Origin of the sequence: Gynurincola endophyticus, from assembly GCF_003991195.1 — a bacterium.
Lineage (GTDB): Bacteria > Bacteroidota > Bacteroidia > Chitinophagales > Chitinophagaceae > Gynurincola > Gynurincola endophyticus.
In genome coordinates, this window is record NZ_RCWL01000011.1 from 71,978 (window position 1) to 90,825 (window position 18,848).

An 18,848-nucleotide genomic window follows, 5' to 3' on the forward strand; every position below is an offset into this window, starting at 1 on the left:
TTTGGATTGAATAATTCAATAACATTGACAAATTATGCATAATTTTTTTCCTAAATTATTTAAAAATCATCCTTTTAAGAGGCTTGTTATGCAACAAAATGCAACTTCGGAATATCCGTTTTTTTTCGTATCTTAATAGATAGGCCCTTTGGTTTTTACAGCAGATCACAGAAAGGAACATACAAAAAAATGCAACTGTTTATAAACAGTTGCACATAATTTTTTATAATCTACCTGCCCCTACGTATCTTTTCGAGAAATAAAAGTCATCCAAATCGCTGATCATTACTCCCGAAGAAGTTGAAGCATGTACAAATTTGTTATTCTTTAGATACACCCCCACATGCGTGATAGCTCCCTTCCGGCGCTGGGTATTAAAGAAAACCAGATCTCCTTCTTTGAGATCTTTTTTCTTGATTTTTACCAATGCCTGGTATTGCTGAGCTGAGGTACGGGGTATTTCTTTCTGGTAAATAGCGCTTACAAAACGTTTGGTAAAAGCTGAGCAATCGATCCCGTCTTTGCCATCACCGCCATATTTATAACGGGTTCCCCACCACTCATCGAGAAAACTCAGCATTTTTCTGTTATTCATCTCCTCCACTGCAACATCCAGCAAAATCGCATATTTGAACTGGGCCGGAAAACTCATCTCAATACTTAAGGCCGGTATATTTTTAGATTCGTTCGATAAACTCGGACGGATATAATCGTTGGAGGAAGTCGTTTGTGTTGAAATATCTTCTAAATAGCGCGATTTGGCAGCACCCGACTGATTTCGCTGGTGCGGCGATGCCGTGGAATTGGATTGCGTAGCCTTTTTTGTACCACAACTCACAAGTGCCAATGAAACAATCGCTAAAACAATTCTAAAATGCATATCACTTAATGGGTTTTTCAGTTAACTGCCAAATTTACAAATACATTGCCAAAATGTATATATTTTTTGAGAACAGAAAGCCATTAGTTTTGTTAACTTACCAAACGGATAGAAATCTGCAGCAAATCAGCATCCGCTGAAGTGAATGGTAAACAGACGTTATGGATGATGATAGTTACCCTGACCACTCAGGTTTTATTTCAATTTTCATGAAGGTTTCAATCTGATTCGGTACTTTTACCGGCTTATTGATAATGAAGAATTTAGAATTCAGCATTCAGAACGAAAGACGCTTAAGATTTAACTTGTTGCTGCAGGATGATTCACGCTCTCAATGCTCAATTCGCCACGCTCAATTTTTTAAAGGATGACTAAATTTTCTCACTTACACTGCCATACTCAGTTTTCGTTGTTAGACGGGGCTGCCTCCATTCAATCGATGTACTCAAAAGCGATCAAAGATGGAATGCCGGCTGTTGCGATTACCGACCACGGTAATATGTTCGGAGCTTTTGAATTTGTATCGGAAGCATACAAACATAAAAACGATGACGGTTCTTTAAAAGTGAAACCCATCGTGGGTTGCGAGTTTTATGTAGTGGAAGACAGGCATCGTAAAACCTTCTCTAAAGAACAAAGAGACAGTCGTTACCATCAGGTATTACTGGCAAAAAATGCCAAGGGCTATGAGAACCTGATCAAACTTACCTCGCTCGGGTTTATAGAAGGAATGTATTCGAAATACCCGCGTATCGACAAAGAATTGATATTGCAATATCACGAAGGCCTCATCGCTACCACTTGTTGTATCGGTGCTTATGTGCCCCAAACCATACTGCATAAAGGCGAAGCAGAAGCGGAAAAAGAATTTAAATGGTGGTTAGACATATTCGGCGAAGACTTTTTCATCGAATTACAACGCCATGATATCAAAGAACAGATAGTCATCAATGAAACACTGCTGAAGTTTTCTAAAAAATATAACGTTCCGGTAATTGCTACCAATGATAGTCATTATACGGATCAGGACGATTATAATGCCCACGACATCTTACTTTGTATTAACACAGGTGAGAAAAAAGCAACACCTGGCTATGATGACTTTGTAAACGACGATAGCAATACCAAAGACAGAAGGTTTAAATTTCCGAACGATCAGTTCTATTTCAAATCACAGGATGAAATGAAAAAGCTTTTTCATGATATTCCTGAAGCTATCGACAATACCAATATGATTGTTGATCGTGTTGAAGTATTAAACCTGAAAAAAGATATCTTACTACCGGCTTTCCCTATCGAAGATAAATTCAAGATCCATAATGATTCGAACCTTAATCAGTGGGAATATCTTAAACACATCACTTACGAAGGGATGTATCAACGATATAACGATGTAACACCGGATATTCAGGAACGGATCGATTTTGAATTATTCACTATTAAAACGATGGGATTTGCCGGTTACTTCCTGATTGTATCCGACTTCATTAAAGCAGGGAGAGACCTTGGTGTATTCATTGGCCCCGGAAGGGGATCTGCTGCAGGTTCTGCAGTAGCATACTGTATTGGTATTACCAATATTGACCCTATTAAATACAACTTACTTTTTGAGCGTTTCCTCAATCCCGACCGTAAATCGATGCCGGATATTGATACAGACTTTGACGATGAAGGACGCCAGAAAGTGATTGATTATGTAGTTGACAAATACGGCAAAAACCAGGTAGCACAAATCGTTACTTACGGTACCATGGCAGCGAAAATGAGTATTAAAGACGTTGCACGTGTGATGGATTTACCCTTGTCTGAATCAAATGCCCTTGCTAAACTGGTGCCGGATAAACCCGGTATTGAACTGGGCAGGGTATTAAAAGCACCACTCACAGCGAAGGAAGGTCCTAAATCACTGGAAGAAAAAGACGGGATCAGTAGCGACGATCTGGAGAATGTGAAAAAAATCAGAGAAGTATATCATTCAGATACACTGGCCGGCTATGTATTACACGAAGCAGAAAGGCTGGAAGGTTCTGTAAGAAATACCGGTATTCACGCGGCGGGTATCATCATCGCTCCACAAGATCTTACCGAATTGATTCCGGTATGTACTGCTAAAGATTCTGATTTGTGGGTAACGCAGATCGAGGGATCTATGATTGAAGATGCTGGTGTAATCAAAATGGACTTCCTGGGTTTAAAAACCCTCACGATTATTAAAAACGCCCTGGAGATGATTAAACAGAACCATGGTGTTGAAATCGTAATCGATGATATTCCACTCGACGATCAGAAAACATTTGAGATATATCAGAAGGGAGATACCGTTGGTACGTTTCAGTTTGAAAGTCCGGGTATGCAAAAATACCTGCGCGATCTCAAACCTGACCAATTTGCGGATCTGATCGCGATGAACGCCTTGTATCGCCCCGGTCCGTTGGCTTACATTCCTAACTTTATCGACCGTAAACACGGAAAAGAAGTCATCAGCTATGACCTCCCGGAAATGCAGGAATACCTTGAAGAAACTTATGGTATTACCGTATATCAGGAGCAGGTAATGCTATTAGCCCAGAAACTGGCCGGCTTCAGTAAAGGAGACGCCGACGTTTTACGTAAAGCCATGGGTAAAAAGCAAAAGGCTGTTCTCGATAAAATGAAAGCACAGTTCATTGACGGGGCTGTAGCCAAGGGGCATCCTGCTGATAAATTGGATAAAATCTGGACCGACTGGGAGGCATTCGCCCAGTACGCTTTTAATAAATCACACTCTACCTGTTATGCGTTCGTAGCTTATCAAACGGCTTATTTAAAAGCTCACTACCCCTCTGAATACATGGCGGCAGTTTTGAACAACGCCGGTAGTATTGAAAAAATCACCTTCTTTATGGAAGAGTGTAAACGCATGGGATTAAATGTATTAGGACCCGATGTAAACGAGTCTAATAAAGGATTTGCCGTTACACCCAAAGGAGATATCCGCTTTGGTTTGGGAGGATTAAAGGGCGTGGGTGAAGCCGCCGTAATCAGCCTGATTGAAGAGCGTCAGAAAAACGGTGCTTATCACGATGTATTCGATATGATCAAACGGGTGAATCAACGTACCGTAAACAAAAAAACACTGGAGAGTTTAGTGTATGCCGGGGGATTTGATTGTTTCCCTGATTTTCACAGAGCCCAGTATTTTCATATTCCTCCGGGCGACACCTCTACCGGACTTGAAAAAATTATTAAATACGGAAATATATTCCAGGCAGAATCAAACAGCTCTGCCAATACACTGTTCGGAGAATTATCGAACAGTATGGACATTCCTCTTCCAAAAGTTCCGGAATGTGAAGAATGGACGTTAACTGTTCTGCTGGAACATGAAAAAGAAGTTACAGGAATTTTCATGAGCGGCCACCCGCTCGACCACTTCAAATTTGAATTACAACATTATAATATCACACCGTTGAACGAATTCAACGAAATCAAGGATAATATTGTTCATAATCCTACCAACCGGAATTTCCGTTTGGCGGGTTTAGTAACCGATGCTCAACACAGAGTTTCAAAAACCGGTAGAAACTTCGGCTCATTGATGATTGAAGATTATAACGGAAAATCAGAATTTATGCTGTGGAGTGATGATTACATCAAATACAACAATTACCTGGAAAAGGGTAAAATGGTATTCATTACCGGTTTCTTTAAACAACGTTTTAATCAGAATCAGTACGAATTCAAGATCGAAAAGATTATTTTACTCGAAAGCATTAAGTCTATTTTAACAAAAAACATTACCATCGACATCGAAGCACGGTACCTGAATGAAAAAATGGTAAATTTCCTTTCAGAGAACCAACAGAAGCATCCGGGTGTTATACCTATTAAGTTTAACATCAAAGATCCGAAAATGGGGTATAAAATCAGCCTCAATACGGTGGATAAAAAATTTGAAATGAATGACGATTTGGCCATCTGGCTGCAACAAACGCCTGAATTTGAGGTAAAAGTTGAAGTTGCATAATGTGGATATGTCGTAACGTCACAATTCCAAACTTGGTTGTAAATTTGTTTTTACTTAATTGTACTTTTTATAAACTATTTCATAGAACACATAAAATATAAAATCATGGCATTAGAAATTACAGATACCAACTTTCAGGAAGTGGTTTTGAATTCTGATAAATTATCAGTAGTAGATTTTTGGGCTGAATGGTGCGGACCTTGTCGTGCGATCGGACCAGTAATCGAAGAATTACATAAAGAGTACGATGGTAAAGTGAATGTTGGTAAAATGAATGTTGATAACAACTCGCAAGTACCTGTAGAATACGGAATCACTAATATTCCAGCAATTTTATTCTTTAAAAATGGTCAGTTAGTTGACAAATTAGTAGGTGCACACCCTAAAGCTAATTTTGTTAAAAAAATTGAACAACACTCATAAGGCATTCAAAAAGCCCCCAAAATATTGGGGGCTTTTTTTATTGATATTATTCGTATTTCAGTTTTTCGAGCACTTTCACGACCCACCGCATTTTCAGGTAAATTCCGATAAATAGTAGTGCTGCAGTATAGTAAAAAATCGGATATCCGAAGGAGTAACCCCAGTAAATAAACATCCCGGCAACCAACCCCCATTCTAAAAAAAATCTGAATTTTAAGTTCTTTTTAGATTGCCACCAGCCGAATAATACCAGGTCAGCCACCATTAAGCTCAATAATAGTTGCAACCAGTACCATTTACAGAGATTCCAATAACTGTCTACTGCCCATTTCAATTTTCCCCAACTCCAGCTAACATCACTGGTAATCATTGAGAAATGAATCAGGAAAATAATACAACTAATCAACGTCGTCCACATAATGACCACCCAGTTAGCCTTTAACACTGTCAATAATTTACTCATAGAATTCGGGATATTAATCTAAACGACCGGTACGGATGGTTAGTATGTAAAAGTTTTACACAGAATCGAAGAAAAAACGCACATGCGCAGTAATTCCACTCATGAAGTGTTTAAAAATGCGATTTTAGGAATAACTTGCACGATATTTTTTGACTATATTTAAAGTCAACCAGTTATCGCATCACCCGTAGGCTTCTGCCTGCACATTTAAATTTATATGGACCAGGTCTTAACAAACGTTGGTAGAGGGTTATTCGGCATGTTGGTGCTTATTTTTATTTGTTTTATATTCAGTAATAACCGAAGAGCTATTAATTGGAGATTAGTAATGATCGGTATAGTAGCCCAGATCTGTTTTGCGTTGGGTGTATTGAAGATTAATTTTATAAAAACAATCTTCGAGTGGGTTTCAGACGGTTTTGTCAAGATCATAAACATCGGGCATGAAGGAACCAAATTTTTATTCGGTAATCTGGCGGATGCTTCTCAAAGCTGGGCTTATGTTTTTGCCATTCAGGTACTTCCCAACATTATCTTCTTTTCTGCGCTCAGCGCTTTATTATACTACCTGGGTATTTTACAAAAAATTGTATGGCTGTTTGCTTTTCTGTTAAAAAAAATAGGTATTACAGGGCCGGAATCTGTTTCTACTGCCGGTAATATCTTCTTGGGCCAAACGGAAGCGCCATTAATGATCCGCCCTTTTCTTGAAAAAATGACCCGTTCCGAAATGCTGTGTATCATGGTGGGTGGTATGGCCAATACTGCCGGTTCGGTTTTAGCAGCTTATGTAGGTTTCTTAGGTGGCGATGACCCCGACCAGCAACGTTATTTCGCCTTACACATGTTAAGTCAGTCTATCATGAGTGCTCCGGCGGCGATTGTAGTTTCAAAAATATTATTTCCCAGTACTGAAAATGTAATATCCAACCTTTCAGTTCCTAAAGAAAAAATCGGCGACAACGTATTGGATGCAATTTCAATCGGAACAACCGATGGTTTAAAACTGGCTGTCAATGTAGGTGCGATGCTGATCGTATTCACTGCATTAATGTATCTCGCCAATGCAACCCTGGGTTTTACCGGCGATTTACTTTCTATCAATGATGATATTGCCCGGATGACCGGCAACCGTTATGAAGGATTATCCTTACAAATGATATTAGGCTACGTCTTCTCTCCTATTGCATGGATCATTGGTGTGAATTCTAATGAAATGATTCAGGTGGGGCAATTGTTAGGAGAAAAAACGATCCTCAATGAATTCGTTGCCTATTCCAGTTTTGGAGCGATGAAAAATGCCGGCGTGATACAGGATCCGAAATCGATTCTCATTACAACTTACGCATTGTGTGGTTTTGCCAATTTCGCCTCTATAGGTATTCAGATCGGAGGTATCAGCCAACTGGCTCCGAATCAAAGAAAAAACCTTACGGAATTAGGATTAAAAGCTTTGTTGGGAGGTACAATTGCCTGTTTAATGTGTGGTTGTGTAGCGGGTATGTTAATGTAACCCCGGCGTTTAAACATTCTAATAGGTTATTTGTTAATATTCTATCTTAAATTTGTGAAGGATTGCAAAAAATATTACGTCCATGAGTCAATCAATAGAACAAATAGTAGCGTCAGAAAAAGATCAGGATTTACAACGCATTGGTCAGAAAGTAATCAATAAAGAAAGAATTACTGCTGCTGAAGGTGTGATTCTTTATGAAAAAGCCCCTTTAGCTTATGTTGGAGCTTTGGCCAATTTTGTAAGAGAGCGATTACATGGTAATAAAACGTTTTTCAATAGAAATTTTCATATCGAGCCTACCAACGTTTGTGTATTCTCATGCAAATTTTGTTCTTATTCTAAACTATATGCGCACCGTGAAGAAGGTTGGGAATTAACCACCGACCAGATGTTGGAAATTGTAAAAAAATACGATGATCAACCGGTAACGGAAGTGCACATTGTAGGTGGTGTACACCCTAAATTAACGCTTGAGTTTTTTGCAGATTTACTGAGAAAGATAAAAGCTCATCGTGCAGATTTACATGTGAAAGGATTTACTCCTGTTGAGCTTGATTATATGTTCCGTAAAGCGAAGAAAACACGTCGTGAAGGAATGGAATATTTAAAAGAAGCAGGATTAGAATCATTACCAGGCGGAGGTGCTGAGATTTTTGCACCGGAAATACGTACGCAGATTTGCCATGATAAAGTAGACGCTAACGGCTGGCTGGAGATTCATGAAATAGCGCATGAATTGGGTATGCATTCGAACGCTACAATGTTATACGGACATATAGAAGGATTTGAACACCGGATTGATCACATGGAACGCTTACGTCAATTGCAAGACAAAACCGGTGGTTTTAATACTTTCATTCCACTGAAGTTCAGAAACAGCAACAATGAAATGAGCAATATTGCAGAATCTACCATTATTGAAGATATGCGCAATTATGCCATTGCCCGGTTATACATGGATAACTTCCCTCACCTGAAAGCTTATTGGCCGATGCTGGGAAGACAGAATGCACAATTAGCGTTACAATTCGGCGTGAATGATATTGACGGTACGATTGATGATTCTACCAAGATTTATTCAATGGCCGGATCTGAAGAACAAACACCGGCAATGAGTACTGCCGATCTGGTAAGCTTAATCAAGCAGGTAAAACGTCATCCGATAGAGCGCGATACCTTATACAATGAATTACGCGATTATAATGATGTTGATTTAGCAACAATTGAAACGAATCCGTTGTTGAATTAATTTCGTTAATAATATTGGATGTGAAAAAGATTAAACAAAAAATCTGATCATCCTGAAATATCGTAAATATATACAGTTGGGAGTCTTAAGACTCCCAATTTTCATTTTAAGTTAAGGTGGCACCGCTGCACTGCTTATCCATCTCCACAGCCTAACCTCATAACACTCAGTTCAAAACGAACGGTAATAAGTTCATTATCTCAAACAGTTCACTTATCAACTGTCTAACACTCGGGCAATGAAATCGGAATATGTACCGCTAACCCGCCTTCAGCCGTTTCTTTATATTTAAAACTCATATCAACCGCGGTATCCCACATCGTTTTTACCACGGTATCGAGCGATACCTTTGCAAAATCTGGCGTGCTTTGCAGTGCCAGTTGTGAAGCCGTGATAGCCTTGATAGCACCCATTGTATTTCGTTCAATGCAAGGTACCTGCACTAAACCGCCGATCGGGTCACAAGTCAATCCCAGGTGGTGCTCCATCGCAATTTCTGCCGCCATCAATGCTTGTCGCTGACTGCCTCCTAAAGCCTCTGTTAACCCCGCTGCCGCCATAGCTGAAGATACACCTATCTCTGCCTGACACCCTCCCATTGCAGCAGAAATGGTAGCACCCTTCTTAAAAATAGACCCTACTTCCGCAGCAGTGAGCATGAACTGTAAAATTTTGTCTTCACGGTTTCCATCACAAAACACCACAAAATAATGTAATACTGCCGGAATCACTCCTGCAGCACCGTTAGTAGGAGCTGTTACAACTCTCCCGAAAGAGGCATTTTCTTCATTTACAGCGAGTGCAAAACAACTTACCCAGTCGAGAATATATTTAAAATTGGTACCGCCTTCCTGAATAGCAGCAATCCATGAATCATAATCAGTGTACGTTTTACCGGCCAGTAACTTTTTAGAAAGGTCTGCAGCCCGACGTTTTACGTTTAGCCCGCCAGGTAAAACACCCTGTGTGGTAGCACCCCGTAAAATACATTCTTTCATCACACGGTAAATATTCATCAGCCCTTCTTTAGTAGTCTTTTCGTCACGCCATGCCAATTCGTTTTCCATTACTACTTCATGAATACTCAAACCGGTTTTACGGCACCAGTGCAAAATATCATCTGCATGATCAATCGGAAAAGGAAGATCTATTTTTTGAGTATGGGCTGTTGAAAGCTGACCTTCTTTCTGAATGAATCCACCTCCTACCGAATAGTAAGTTGAGGCGAAGTTTTCTCCGTTTTTGAAATTCACCAGAAAAGTAACTGCGTTCGGGTGATACGGTAATGATTCATTCATCAAAAACTGAAGGTGTACACCTTGTGTAAAAGGAATGGACACCTGGCCCCCCAAACTTAATACCTGGTTCTGCTGAATAGATTTAACTTTTGAATTAATTAAACTCGTATCAAAAGTAACGGGATCGTCGCCGCTTAGTCCTAATAAGATAGCAATATCGGTTCCGTGTCCTTTACCGGTTTTAGCTAAAGACCCGTATAGTAAAACGGTAACACTCTCTACTTCGGTAAGAGATTGTGCAGCTTGAATTTCTTCAACAAATGCCTGAGCTGCCCTCCACGGTCCGAGTGTGTGGGAGCTGGAAGGACCAACGCCTATCTTAAAAATATCGAATACTGAAATTGCTTCGTGTGGCAAGGCTGATCGTTTTATTGGTTAGGTGAATTTTTCTCTTCTTCTAAACGTTGTTTCTGCTTTAATCGCATGTATTCCTGATCTCTCAATTCAAATTGATGCTTCTTATAAAAAAATGCAACAAAAAGGGTGATGATCAGGATAATTATAGTTAACAGTACAGGGTTCATTTTGGCATTTGCTTCCCAATCTGCCCGAACATACCAGTACTTTGCCGTCCAGGTAATAAAAGCAATCGGAAGTGCAAACAATAATCCGTAGGGCAAACCCAAAATAAACTGACGCAAAGGTGCTGCTTCTTTTTCACGAATAGACTCCCAATAGCTAATAAATTTTTTTTCCGACTCTGTAAGCATGAGAATAATAATTTGGCATTTTTCAAATAAGTACCACAAATTTAACGTTAGGAAAGGTAGGAAAGTTGAATATTTAGTAAATTGTAGCTAACCCTAAACATTTATCGAGTTGAAAATTTCAGTTTTAGTAGCCCAATATCTCTATGACCACCATCTTTTGGAATTACCCGGATTGGGCGTTTTTAAAGTAGAGAATGATTCAAAATCAACGACTGACCATCACTCTTCAAAAGAGGCGGAGTCGCGGAATATTACCTTTCAGGGAAAAAAAATCACTCAGTTATCACCGGAGCTCATCGAGTATATCCGTTTGAAAACAGGTAAATTACGTCCACTGGCAGAAGCCGATGTGGTGAGTTATCTGGAAGATGCCAAAGCTTTTTTGAATTTAGGCAAGCCTTTTCATCTGGAAGGTATCGGAACACTTCTTTACCTGAATGACGGTAAACTACAATTCACGATGGGCGCTCCCATTCTTGAGAAAATAGAAAGTAAATCTATTAATACAATTGAGGAGAAGGCTAAAGACTATTCAAAAGCCCAACCTGTACAAATTCCTGTAAAAGCTATCTTGTTCGGCTTTATCGGTATCATTACTTTAGCTGCTGTATGGTGGTTGGTCGGACTTTTCATGAAAGCTAAAAACACTCCGTCAGAAGTAACACAAACGCCTGTTGTAGAGCAAGTTCAGATAGTAGATACAGCTGCATTAAGAAGAGACTCCATTGCGCTCGCACTGGCCAAAGAAAATGAAGGCAAGTATAAATTTGTAATGGAAGTAACCGATAGAAAAACACGTGCATTGAGAAGGTTTGCACAAGTAAATGAGTTGAACCCAAGAATAAAAATGGAAACCGGTGACTCAGTTACCTATAAAATATTTGTAGTATTACCGGCAACAGAAAGAGATACTACCAGAATCAAAGATTCGCTGAATGCATGGTATTATGGTACTTTACCGAATAAAATAAAAGTGGAAAAACCATAAAAGATTGGATACGAAACGGTTGTATTTTTTCTAAAAAAAATTTCAGAAATCTTTCGCAAAAGCGCAACTGTTTTAAGTAAAGTGACGTCTAATAGAAAAGGATTCCCTTTTTAACTCATTCCCAAAGTTAATCCGTAAAGTACCCACAATTGAGGTTTGATCTCATATGGAAATTTTTAATAAGGACAAGGCTGGGCAGTTTGCCCAGGCCTTTTTTTAAAATAATTTCAGATTCAAGCAACTCTCCTAAACCCTTTATACGACACGATATAACTAAAAAACCTCCTCAACTTAGTTGAGGAGGTTTTTTAGTTATTATATGAGAAGACTAGTATCCCATACCACCCATATCAGGGCCAGGCATTGCAGGAGCGTCTTTTTTCTCAGGTTTGTCAGCAATTACACACTCGGTAGTTAATAACATACCAGCGATAGAAGCTGCATTTTCCAAAGCGATACGAGTCACTTTAGTTGGGTCGATAACACCCGCTTTCAACAAATACTCGAATTTCTCGGTACGTGCGTTGAAACCGTAGTCAGCATCGCCTTCTTTGATTTTTTGTACAATAACAGCACCTTCTAAACCACTGTTATGAACGATCTGACGAAGAGGCTCTTCAATACCACGTTTAACGATAGCGATACCTGTAGTTTCATCTTCATTAAGACCTTTTAACTTATCAAGAGATTTGGTAGCGCGGATATAAGCAACACCACCACCAGGTACGATACCTTCTTCAACAGCGGCACGGGTTGCGTGTAAAGCGTCATCCACACGATCTTTTTTCTCTTTCATTTCAACTTCAGTAGCTGCACCAACATATAATACGGCAACACCACCGGCAAGTTTAGCTAAACGCTCTTGTAATTTTTCTTTATCGTAATCAGAAGTAGTTACTTCGATTTGTGCTTTGATTTGATTAACGCGGGCAGCGATATCATCTTTTTTACCTTTACCACCTACGATGGTAGTGTTATCTTTATTGATTGTAATAGAAGCAGCCTGACCTAAATAAGTTAAATCAGCACCTTCTAATTTATAACCTTGCTCTTCGCTGATAACAGTACCTTTTGTTAAGATAGCAATATCCTGTAACATTTCTTTACGACGATCGCCAAAGCCAGGAGCTTTTACAGCTGCAACTTTTAAAGTACCGCGTAATTTGTTTACCACTAAAGTAGCTAAAGCTTCGCCTTCCAGATCTTCAGCGATAATTACTAATGGACGACCACTTTGAGCAACTTTTTCTAAAATGCTCAAAATGTCTTTCATTGCACTGATCTTTTTATCGTAGATCAGGATATAAGGGCTTTGTAATTCAGCTTCCATTTTTTCGCTGTTAGTAACGAAATATGGAGAGATATAACCTCTGTCGAATTGCATACCTTCTACTACATCAACAGTAGTTTCAGTACCTTTTGCTTCTTCTACAGTGATAACACCTTCTCTACCTACTTTACCGAAAGCCTCAGCAATTAATTTACCGATTGTTTCGTCGTTGTTAGCAGAGATAGTAGCTACCTGCTGAATTTTTTTGGTTTCGTTTCCTACCGCCTGAGATTGTTTTTGCAAGCTTGCAACAACCGCCTCTACAGCTTTGTCTATACCACGTTTCAGATCCATAGGGTTTGCACCGGCAGCAACGTTTTTCAAACCTTCGCTGATAATTGCCTGTGCTAAAACAGTAGCAGTAGTGGTACCATCACCTGCAATATCAGCAGTTTTAGAGGCTACTTCTTTTACCATTTGTGCACCCATGTTCTCGATCGGATCTTCCAATTCAATTTCTTTCGCTACAGATACACCGTCTTTAGTGATATGAGGTGCACCGAATTTTTTCTCTAATACTACGTTACGGCCTTTAGGACCTAAAGTTACTTTTACCGCATTTGCCAGGGTATCTACCCCTTTTTTCATTCTGTTGCGGGCTTCGATATCGAAAAATAATTGTTTTGCCATTTTTACTAAATTGAAGTTTAGAAAAAGGATCTATATAGAAAGAACTTCTTCTAAAAAATAGATTGTTTAATTAAAGGTTCAGATTAAGCAGGAACAATTGCCAGAATATCGCTTTCGCGCATAATCAATAATTCCTCTCCTTCGATGTTAATTTCAGTACCACCATATTTGCTGTACAATACAGTATCTCCTACTTTTACAGTTACCGGCTCGTCTTTTTTACCTGCGCCGGCAGCCACTACTACTCCACGTTGAGGTTTCTCTTTGGCAGTGTCAGGAATAATGATACCACCAGCGGTTTTTGCTTCCGCTTTAGCGGGTCTCACAATTACCCTGTCGTGTAATGGGGTAACATTTAACTTCTTAGCCATAGTTTTATCTATTTTTTTAAGTTGAAATTTTATTTCTTCTGATGAGAAGATGCCAAAAGTACTCGAATTTTATACCAATACGTTCTTTCAGGTCATTTTTTCAGTAATATAACCTCCCTGCTCAAATTTGACAGCACAGTTAAAATAGAATAGCAGGTATAAGTGCCAATTTTTCAGCTAAATAGGTATTTTTATTAAATTACTCACAAAGCCTTCATTGAAACTTTGACACTATTCTAAAATACAGTAGCTTTGCCCGCTTAAAAACAAGCTCTTATAAAATGATTAGCCGAAGAAATATACGCGTAAAAGTGATGCAGACGCTCTATACTTTGGAAACACAGTCCGAAGATGTGATGAATGGTAATTTGTCAAAACCCGGCGCCCCTCTCCGACTCCTGAACGCTCATTTTGATGATTCAAACAAGTTATTCTTATTTCTGGTACATAGTTTAGTGGAAATCTGCCGCTATGCAGAAACGGATTCTCGTCAGAGAGCCTCAAAATATTTGCCTTCTGCTGAAGACCTGAATGTAAATACCAAACTGGCCGGAAACGAGTGGATCTGGAGACTGATTGAATCTCCGTCTTATCAAAAGGCAGTAGCTGAACTCAAACCTGATTTATTATTGCCGGCCGACTTTATCAAAAAACTCTATTATGAATTGACAGATAAAGCTATTTATAAAGAGTATATCCAAACTCCTTCCCGTGATCCTAAAAAAGAAAAAGAGATCATTCATTATATTTTTGCAGAAATCATGCTTCCTTCTTCATTGCTGGAAACAGCGGTGGAAGATCAGTTCAATAACTGGTTTGACGATGGAGATATGATGATTACCAATATGCAGAAACTGATTCAGAAACCTCATCAGGTAAACTTTCAGCAGTTCATTGACCCGGAAAAACTGCAATACGCAAAGTCTTTACTGAAATCGGTGATCGATAAAGAAGATTATCTGATGGATTTAATTAAACCCAAATTAAAAAACTGGGAAGCAGACCGTATTGCCGTACTCGACCTGATCATTATCAAGATGGGGGTTGTAGAATTTTTGTATTTCGATACAATTCCAACAAACGTAACGATTAATGAGTATATTGATCTGGCAAAAGAGTATAGTACTCCATCAAGCGGACAATTTACTAACGGTATTTTAGACAACATAAAAAAAGACTTATTGGCTAAAAACCTCATTAACAAGGTGGATTTTAAAGGAAAATAATAGAGATTTACATTATTATTGAAATTATCATTTAAAAACTTTACGATATGAAAATGCCTTATGCTTTATTAGTAACTGCACTGGTAGTTTTTTCAGCTTGCGGAAATCAGGACAAAAATGCCGAAGCTGGCACTGAACAGTCTGCAGCCAATGAAAAATTAACTTCTATCGAATGGGAAGCTACTTCAAAAGACTATGGCAATATTCAGGAAGGCCAGAAACTGGAAGTAACTTTTACCTTTAAAAATGTAGGGCAATCCAACCTCGTGATCAAAAGCGTACGCCCAAGCTGCGGATGTACGGCTGCAGAACCTCCGGCAAAACCTATTCCTCCGGGCGGAACTGGCGAAATTACCGCAACATTTGATTCAAAAGGAAGAAAAGGAGCTAATCATAAAGACTTATATGTAGAAGCAAATACAGACGGTACAGCAATGCACAGGTTGCTGTTTGATGTATTTGTGGACTAATTTTTATGGGTTATTAATGCATTATTAATGCCTTAATCCCTAACTTTACACTCTCATTTACAAATTTAATAAGATGACGTTATCAGCAGTTTTATTACAGGCTCCTGCTCCGGGTGGTGGTTATTCTACCTTGATTATGTTAGGAGGTATGATTCTAGTTTTCTGGTTGTTTTTAATCCGCCCGCAAGCGAAAAAAGCAAAAGAAGCTAAAAAATTTCAGGAAAATATTCAAAAAGGAGATAAAATCGTTACGATCGCCGGTATTCACGGTGTAGTGAACAAAGTAAACGAAGATAATACAACGATCAATTTAGAAACTTCTCCCGGAAGCTACATCAAAATTGAAAAAAGTGCTATCTCTTTAGAGTGGACAAATGCAATCAACAAAGCAGCTGCCGCTCCTGCTCCTGCAAAATAATTTCAGAGAGGTTGTTCAAACATGAACAACCTCTTTTTTTCTCTATTTTGAAACACTTCCCCTGCATTCTCAACTCTACACTTATATAGCTATCTTGCAGTCATGCTTAAAGTTGGTATTACCGGCGGTATTGGTTCCGGCAAGTCTACGGTTTGTCAGATATTCGCAACATTAGGGATTCCTGTTTATCAGGCAGACGATGCTGCGAAACGTTTAATGTGCGAAAACGAAGCATTAAAAGAGGCAATTACGGCCTTGCTGGGCGCAGAGAGTTATGAAAACGGACAATTAAACCGGTCGTATATTTCTCAAAAAGTTTTTCACTCACCCACCCTTTTAGAAAAACTGAATGCACTGGTACATCCTGTAACCATCGCTGACGGACAAGCCTGGATGGCAGCCCAAAAAACGCCCTATGTCATCAAGGAAGCAGCATTGATTTTTGAAAGTGGTACTCAAAACGAACTCGACTTTGTGATTGGTGTGTATGCGCCGAAAGCCGTACGTATTCAAAGAGTAATGAACCGTAATCAGATTACCAGAGAGCAGGTAATCGAAAGAATGAAACAACAACTGGAAGAGTCAATTAAGATGAGATTATGTGATACCGTTATTGTAAACGATCATCAGCAGGCGCTGATCCCTCAGGTAATGGCTTTACATGAGCAGTTTAATCAATTGAAAATTGAAAATTGAAAGATTACGATTGTTGATACTTATCAGAAATCTACACTAAGTTTTAACCGTCCACCTAACCCTTCCTGAACAATTCTCATTAAAGTAGATAATCTGATATCACTGGCATCATTTTCAATTCTTGAAATATAGTTTTTTGTGGTACCACATTTTTGTGCCAGCTGTTCCTGTGAAAGACCTTGTTGCTTTCTCATTTCCTTTAATAATACCCCCAATTTAAAAGCTTTAAACTCCTGTTCATACTTTTCTCTCGAAGCAGTGCCACGCTTTCCATATAGCTCATCCAGATGATCCACAAAGCTGGTAAGATTAGAACGATTTCTTTTCATCGAAGTATTGTTTTTTTAATTTTTCGGCCTGCCTGATTTCATTTTTAGGTATTTTCTGAGACTTCTTCTGAAAACCATTAAAAAGTACAATCAGATTTCCTTCATCAAAACATGCAAATACCCTATAAATATCGGATGCAACCTCTACTCTGATTTCAAGCAATCCGGAGGAACCTCTTATTCATTTAAAATATTTTTCAGATACCCTCGGAGTTGTCGCAATCAGATGCAGGGTTCACATAAATTTCTTTTTTACTTCGGATTTTAATTCTTCAAAAAAGAAAGATAGTACCTTTTCCAATAGAATATCTTTCTAACAAAAACCTTTTCCATAAGATTACAGAATGACAAAGTTACCGAATAAGGCAACATTTTGAAAAAATATTATATTAGATTATATACGAATACGAGGTTCATCCGGATGAAATGATTCTATCAAATAACAAACCGGACTGATAATCAATCCGGTTTGTTAGTTAATAAGTATTTCCTGGTATTCAGGCATACTGATATTTATAATTTATTTCAGTTTTGCCAATGCTTCTTTAATTCTCGCCCATGCTTTTTCGATATTTGTCATACTGTTCGCGTATGATAATCTGATGCAATCCGGTTCACCGAACGCTGATCCGGTAACTGAAGATACGTGTGCCGTGTTTAACAGATACATACAAAGCTCATCAGCATTCTGAATAGTGGTAGTACCGTCAGATTTACCAAAGTATGATTTTACAATCGGAAATACATAAAAAGCTCCGTCAGGTTCAACACATTGAAGTGCCGGAATTTCAGCCATTAACTCCAATACTCTTTTCTTTCTGCGTTCGAATTCGGTTACCATATCATAGGTAGGCTGCATATCACCGGTTAAAGCTACTACTGCTGCTTTTTGGGTAATAGAGCAGGTACCGCTGGTCATCTGGCCCTGTAACTTCTCAGCAGCTTTTACCACATCAACATGAGCAGCGATGTAACCTAAACGGTAGCCCGTCATAGCATAACCTTTAGAAAGACCATTGATGAGTATCACTCTGTCTTTCAACTCAGGGAACTGCGCAATAGATTCGTGTTTTGCTACATAGTTAGTATACTCATAGATCTCATCTGAAATGATATACACATTAGGATATTTTTTAAATACTTCTGCCAGTGCTGTCAGTTCTTCTTTTGTGTAAACAGAACCACTTGGGTTACAAGGAGAAGAGAACAGGAATAACCTTGTTTTCTCATTGATACTTTCTTCCAGCTGGGCAGGAGTGATTTTATATTTACTTTCAACGGAAGTTCTCACCAGTTTCACCACACCTTCGCCCATTTTTACGATTTCAGAGTAAGTTACCCAAAACGGTGTTGGAATAATCACTTCATCGCCGGGAGAAACCACTGCAAAAATGGCGTTTAGTAAACTTTGTTTGGCACCGGTAGAGGTAATGATATTTTCAGGCTTATAATCAAGGTTGTTATCACGTTTTAACTTGGTACAAACGGCTTCGCGGAGATCGGGGTAACCCGCTACAGGAGTGTAATGGCTCCAGTTATCATCAATTGCCTTTTTTGCGGCATCTTTAATATGCTGGGGGGTGTCGAAGTCCGGTTCGCCTAAACTCAGGTCGATAACGTCAATGCCCTGGGCGCGCAACTCGCGTCCCAGTTTAGCCATTTTCAATGTTTCCGGCTCATTGAAAAGCTGTAAACGGGTAGATAGTGCCATAATGATAATAAATAATGTAGTTGATTTGCTTGTTTGTAGAACAAAAATAAGAAAGAATAAATGAACATTTTTTCACTTATTTTAAAGAAAGAATTTATTTTTTGAAATCTTGTAACTATCTTGAATCCCAAAAT

General features: G+C 38.9%; 18 protein-coding genes. 9 read left to right on the top strand and 9 right to left on the bottom strand.

All coding sequences use genetic code 11. The features are described 5' to 3' along the window. Nucleotides 1-223: 223 nt before the first annotated feature. Nucleotides 224-880 (bottom strand): C40 family peptidase, encoded by a 657-nt coding sequence (locus D9O48_RS17310; RefSeq protein WP_126974255.1) that lies wholly within the window; start codon nucleotides 878-880, stop codon nucleotides 224-226. Nucleotides 881-1,247: 367 nt separating this feature from the next. On the opposite strand from D9O48_RS17310, the gene dnaE reads away from it, so the two are divergent. Further along, nucleotides 1,248-4,886, top strand: coding sequence for a DNA polymerase III subunit alpha (dnaE, locus tag D9O48_RS17315; RefSeq protein WP_126974256.1), 3,639 nt, complete (start codon nucleotides 1,248-1,250; stop codon nucleotides 4,884-4,886). Nucleotides 4,887-4,991: 105 nt separating this feature from the next. Next, nucleotides 4,992-5,309 (top strand): thioredoxin, encoded by a 318-nt coding sequence (trxA, locus tag D9O48_RS17320; RefSeq protein ID WP_126974257.1) that lies wholly within the window; start codon nucleotides 4,992-4,994, stop codon nucleotides 5,307-5,309. Nucleotides 5,310-5,355: 46 nt separating this feature from the next. Here the strand turns inward: trxA and D9O48_RS17325 are convergent, their stop codons facing one another. Continuing rightward, nucleotides 5,356-5,772, bottom strand: coding sequence for a hypothetical protein (locus tag D9O48_RS17325; RefSeq protein ID WP_126974258.1), 417 nt, complete (start codon nucleotides 5,770-5,772; stop codon nucleotides 5,356-5,358). Nucleotides 5,773-5,989: 217 nt separating this feature from the next. Between D9O48_RS17325 and D9O48_RS17330 the strand changes: the two genes are divergently transcribed. Both D9O48_RS17330 and mqnE read left to right on the top strand, forming a co-directional pair. After that, entirely contained in the window at nucleotides 5,990-7,285 is a 1,296-nt protein-coding gene (locus D9O48_RS17330; protein ID WP_126974259.1) for a NupC/NupG family nucleoside CNT transporter, read from the top strand. An 82-nt stretch (nucleotides 7,286-7,367) separates the two neighbouring features. Further along, entirely contained in the window at nucleotides 7,368-8,537 is a 1,170-nt protein-coding gene (mqnE, locus tag D9O48_RS17335) for an aminofutalosine synthase MqnE (RefSeq protein ID WP_126974260.1), read from the top strand. Nucleotides 8,538-8,761: 224 nt separating this feature from the next. Here mqnE and D9O48_RS17340 read toward each other — a convergent pair whose 3' ends face one another. Next, nucleotides 8,762-10,192, bottom strand: coding sequence for an L-serine ammonia-lyase (locus D9O48_RS17340; protein ID WP_126974261.1), 1,431 nt, complete (start codon nucleotides 10,190-10,192; stop codon nucleotides 8,762-8,764). Nucleotides 10,193-10,203: 11 nt separating this feature from the next. After that, on the bottom strand, nucleotides 10,204-10,545 hold the full coding sequence (locus D9O48_RS17345; protein ID WP_126974262.1) for a hypothetical protein: 342 nt from the start codon (nucleotides 10,543-10,545) through the stop codon (nucleotides 10,204-10,206). Between the two features lie 109 nt (nucleotides 10,546-10,654). On the opposite strand from D9O48_RS17345, the gene D9O48_RS17350 reads away from it, so the two are divergent. Next, nucleotides 10,655-11,533 (top strand): hypothetical protein, encoded by an 879-nt coding sequence (locus D9O48_RS17350; RefSeq protein WP_126974263.1) that lies wholly within the window; start codon nucleotides 10,655-10,657, stop codon nucleotides 11,531-11,533. Nucleotides 11,534-11,861: 328 nt separating this feature from the next. Here D9O48_RS17350 and groL read toward each other — a convergent pair whose 3' ends face one another. After that, a complete protein-coding gene (gene groL, locus D9O48_RS17355) occupies nucleotides 11,862-13,493 on the bottom strand; it encodes a chaperonin GroEL (protein WP_126974264.1) in 1,632 nt (543 codons plus the stop codon). Between the two features lie 83 nt (nucleotides 13,494-13,576). Then, complete coding sequence (locus D9O48_RS17360) at nucleotides 13,577-13,864, bottom strand: co-chaperone GroES (protein WP_126974265.1); 288 nt, start codon at nucleotides 13,862-13,864, stop codon at nucleotides 13,577-13,579. A gap of 281 nt (nucleotides 13,865-14,145) precedes the next feature. Here D9O48_RS17360 and nusB point away from each other — a divergent pair, with 281 nt between their 5' ends. From nusB to coaE, 4 genes are all read left to right on the top strand, one after another. Continuing rightward, nucleotides 14,146-15,090, top strand: a complete 945-nt coding sequence (gene nusB, locus D9O48_RS17365; RefSeq protein ID WP_126974266.1) for a transcription antitermination factor NusB — start codon at nucleotides 14,146-14,148, stop codon at nucleotides 15,088-15,090. Between the two features lie 47 nt (nucleotides 15,091-15,137). Then, entirely contained in the window at nucleotides 15,138-15,560 is a 423-nt protein-coding gene (locus tag D9O48_RS17370; protein ID WP_126974267.1) for a DUF1573 domain-containing protein, read from the top strand. A gap of 73 nt (nucleotides 15,561-15,633) precedes the next feature. Continuing rightward, entirely contained in the window at nucleotides 15,634-15,978 is a 345-nt protein-coding gene (gene yajC, locus D9O48_RS17375; RefSeq protein ID WP_126974268.1) for a preprotein translocase subunit YajC, read from the top strand. 102 nt (nucleotides 15,979-16,080) lie between these two features. Continuing rightward, a complete protein-coding gene (gene coaE, locus D9O48_RS17380; protein WP_126974269.1) occupies nucleotides 16,081-16,674 on the top strand; it encodes a dephospho-CoA kinase in 594 nt (197 codons plus the stop codon). 23 nt (nucleotides 16,675-16,697) lie between these two features. Here the strand turns inward: coaE and D9O48_RS17385 are convergent, their stop codons facing one another. From D9O48_RS17385 to D9O48_RS17395, 3 genes are all read right to left on the bottom strand, one after another. After that, complete coding sequence (locus D9O48_RS17385; protein WP_126974270.1) at nucleotides 16,698-17,003, bottom strand: helix-turn-helix domain-containing protein; 306 nt, start codon at nucleotides 17,001-17,003, stop codon at nucleotides 16,698-16,700. Then, a complete protein-coding gene (locus D9O48_RS19150) occupies nucleotides 16,984-17,166 on the bottom strand; it encodes a type II toxin-antitoxin system RelE/ParE family toxin (RefSeq protein ID WP_199750611.1) in 183 nt (60 codons plus the stop codon). The genes D9O48_RS17385 and D9O48_RS19150 overlap by 20 nt, the downstream gene beginning before the upstream one ends. 357 nt (nucleotides 17,167-17,523) lie before the next feature. Continuing rightward, on the bottom strand, nucleotides 17,524-18,714 hold the full coding sequence (locus D9O48_RS17395) for a pyridoxal phosphate-dependent aminotransferase (protein ID WP_126974271.1): 1,191 nt from the start codon (nucleotides 18,712-18,714) through the stop codon (nucleotides 17,524-17,526). Between the last annotated feature and the right edge of the window lie 134 nt (nucleotides 18,715-18,848).